Source organism: Inquilinus sp. (assembly GCF_057815775.1).
This window is the reverse complement of the sequence record NZ_JBYRFX010001069.1, coordinates 1-3,116: the sequence shown is the minus strand read 5'-3', so window position 1 is coordinate 3,116 and position 3,116 is coordinate 1. Positions and strand designations below refer to the sequence as shown.

At 66.7% G+C, this 3,116-nt stretch carries 3 protein-coding genes; all 3 read left to right on the top strand.

All coding sequences use genetic code 11. The features are described from left to right. On the top strand, positions 1-1,635 hold a 1,635-nt coding region (locus AC3XYG_RS38320; protein WP_489145157.1), incomplete at its 5' end, for an ABC transporter permease. Positions 1,636-1,728: 93 nt separating this feature from the next. Then, the gene (locus AC3XYG_RS38315) at positions 1,729-2,439 is read left to right on the top strand and encodes an FCD domain-containing protein (RefSeq protein ID WP_489145156.1); all 711 of its coding nucleotides are present in this window, start codon (positions 1,729-1,731) and stop codon (positions 2,437-2,439) included. Positions 2,440-2,682: 243 nt separating this feature from the next. After that, a complete protein-coding gene (locus AC3XYG_RS38310; protein WP_489145155.1) occupies positions 2,683-3,015 on the top strand; it encodes an MmgE/PrpD family protein in 333 nt (110 codons plus the stop codon). Positions 3,016-3,116 lie beyond the last annotated feature (101 nt).

Below are 3,116 nucleotides of genomic sequence, written 5' to 3'. Positions count from 1 at the left end.
TGCGTGCTGGTGCTGTTCCCGCTGTTCTGGCTGGGCTATTACGCCGTCACCGACAAATCAGGGTCGCCGACCCTGGCGAATTTCGGCCGCCTGCTGTCCGATGCCACCATTCACCGCGCCTTCCTGATCGCGATGGCGATGGCCGCCTGCGTCGGGCTGTTCTCCTGCCTGGTGGCCACGCCGCTGGCCTGGCTGGTGGCCCGCACCGACATGCCGGGACAGCGCGTCATCCGCAGCCTGGTGACGGCATCCTTCGTGACCCCGCCCTTCCTCGGTGCCATCGCCTGGGCGATGCTGGCCGCCCCCAACAGCGGCATCCTCAACAACATCTACCGCTGGGCCTTCGACCTCGATGCTTCGAACGTCCTGTTCAACATCTACACCTTCCCGGGCCTGGTCTTCGCCATCACCTGCTATTCCTTCCCCTTCGTCTTCACGCTTGTGGCCAATGCCTTCGACAAAGTGCCGTCCGACCTGGAAGACGCATCGGCCATCCTCGGCGGCAAGCCTTGGGCGACCCTGCGGCGCATCACCCTGCCCATGGTCCTGCCCGCGATCCTGGCCGGCGCCCTGATCGCGATCGTCCAGGCCTTCACCATGTTCGGCTCGCCGGCCATCCTCGCCCTCCCGGCAGGCTTTCATGTGCTGACGACGAAGATCTGGAGCTACTTCCAGTTCCCGCCGCGGCTCGATCTCGCCGCGGCCAGCGCCGTGCCCCAGCTGATCGTCACCATGCTGCTGCTGTGGCTGCAGAAATGGCTGCTCGGGCGGCGCGGCTACACCGTGCTGGGCGGCAAGAGCGGCACGCCCCGCCGCACCAAGCTTGGCCGCTGGAAATGGCTGGCCGGGGCCTATGTACTGCTCATCCTGTGCGTCACCATCGTGTTCCCGTATCTCGCCCTGCTGAAAGTCGCCCTGACCCACAACCTGTCCGAGCCGCTGAGCTGGAGCGCGCTGACCCTGCACAATTTCGAGTTCGTGCTGTTCGAATTCTCCGGCACGCAGCTGGCGATCTGGAACACGCTGATCCTCGGCGTGTCGACGGCGACCATCGCCACCGGCATGGCGCTGGTCATCTCCTACCTGGTCGCGCGGCGCGCGGTGCCTGGCTCGTCCCTGCTCGGCATCCTGGCGATGGCCCCGATCGCCGTCCCCGGGATCGTGCTCGGCGTCGGGCTGTTCCTGGCCTATGCCAACCCGGCATTCCGGCTCTACGGCACCCTGTGGATCCTGCTGATCGCCTTCCTGACAATCGAGCTGCCATCCGGCTATCAGCAGCTCTCGGCCGCCTTCCACGGCGTGCATCCGGAGCTGGAGGAGGCCAGCCGCATCCTCGGCGCCTCGCGGCTGCGAAGCCTGTGGCAGATCACGGCGCCGCTGCTGCGGACCAGCGTCATCGCCGCCTGGTGCTTCGTCTTCATCGGCACCATCCGCGAGCTGTCGGCCACGATCCTGCTGACGACGTCACAGACCAAGCTGGTCTCGGTGATCATCTATGATCTGAACGAAAGCGGCGACTATGGCGCCATTGCCGTCCTGGGCATCCTCCTGCTGGTGGTGTCGTTCACCGTCGTCTTCATCGCCCACAAGCTGCCGCTATTGGGCGGCCCCGGCGCCAGGACCAGGACAAACTGACGGGGCCGGCGGATCCGGCCACGGTCGGGCCGCTTGACAACCAGGGGCTCGCCTCCGTTATGGCTATACCAGGATGATGTGGATTTCCCAGACATGACGGACACGACCGACAACACGCCGGGGCTCTCGCAGATCGATTTCCTGCGCACCCGCTCGCTGACGACCGTCGTCCAGGTGGAAATCGAGCGCATGATCGTGGACGGCGAATTCACCCCGAATGAGCGGATCAACGAGAACGCCCTGGCCCAGCGCCTCAAGGTCAGCCGCGGGCCGATCCGCGAGGCCTGCAGCGCCCTCGCAGCCCTCGGCCTGATCCAGGTCATCCCCAATCGCGGCTTCTTCGTGCGGGAGCTCAGCAGCGACGAGGCGCGCGACGTCTCGGAGGCCCGGGCCTGCGTCTTCGCCTCGCTCGCGATGTGCGCCGCCATGCGGGTCAGCGACACCGAGATCGTGAAGCTGCGCGGCCTGGTCGACCGGATGGACGGGATCACCGCCACCGGGGAGGCGAGCCTCTACTATCCGGTCAATCTGGAATTCCACGCCGAGCTGGCGCGGGCGTCCGGCAACAGCCGCCTGGCGCAGATCTATCTCGGCCTGGCCCGCGAGCTGCACATCCAGCGCTATCGCGCTTTGGCCAGCGGCGATGTGCTCGACGTTTCCAATGCCGAGCATCGCGCGATCTTCGACGCCGTGGCGGCCCGCGACGCGCAGCGTGCCTTTGCGGCCGGGTATGCGCATATCATCAACGGCATGTCGCGCACGCGCCGGGCGGCGCTGGCCCACCGCCATCCGCCGGAAGGCTGAGGCCGGGCGCCTCGGCGGTTCAGTAGAGCATCGAACATCCGGCACGGCTGCCCCCTGCGAAGGCGGGGCCCGGACATATGCCTTCTCACCAGCACGGCGAGCCTCAGAGTTCGCATTTTGTCGGCTGAAAATTGTTGACAGTTTACCAAGACTGACCCCGTAATCTCCTCATCAGGTCTCATCCACAGCCAGTTCAGGCATCGCGGGATGGACTCAGGTCTCAACGATGATGGGGAAGGAACGATGGGCAACGCCGCGCAGGCTGGTCTCACGAAATACGTGGCTGGCTTCGTTTCCGACACCAAACTGGCGGATGTGCCGGGCGACGTGATTGCGCTCGGGAAGAAATCCATCCTCGACGGGCTGGGCCTCGCCCTCTCCGGCTCGGTGGCCCGCAGCGGCGAGCTGGTCCGCCGGCACCTCGACGAACTCGGCCTGCAGCCGGGGGCGGCGACGGTGATCGGGGCCGGCCGCAAGGTCGCCCCCCGCTTCGCCGCCTTCGCCAATGGCGTCGGCATCCACGCCGACGACTATGACGACACCCAGCTGGCGGTGGGGTGGGTCAGCAGCCCATAGACGCGGTCCGCGGCCACCGCCAGCTGGGTGTCGTCATAGTCGTCGGCGTGGATGCCGACGCCATTGGCGAAGGCGGCGAAGCGGGGGGCGACCTTGCGGCC

Bases quoted from the DNA above. Each gene is read 5' to 3' on its own strand.
- AC3XYG_RS38310 (WP_489145155.1), top strand. From the start codon at position 2,683: ATGGGCAACGCCGCGCAGGCTGGTCTCACGAAATACGTGGCTGGCTTC.
- AC3XYG_RS38315 (WP_489145156.1), top strand. From the start codon at position 1,729: ATGACGGACACGACCGACAACACGCCGGGGCTCTCGCAGATCGATTTC.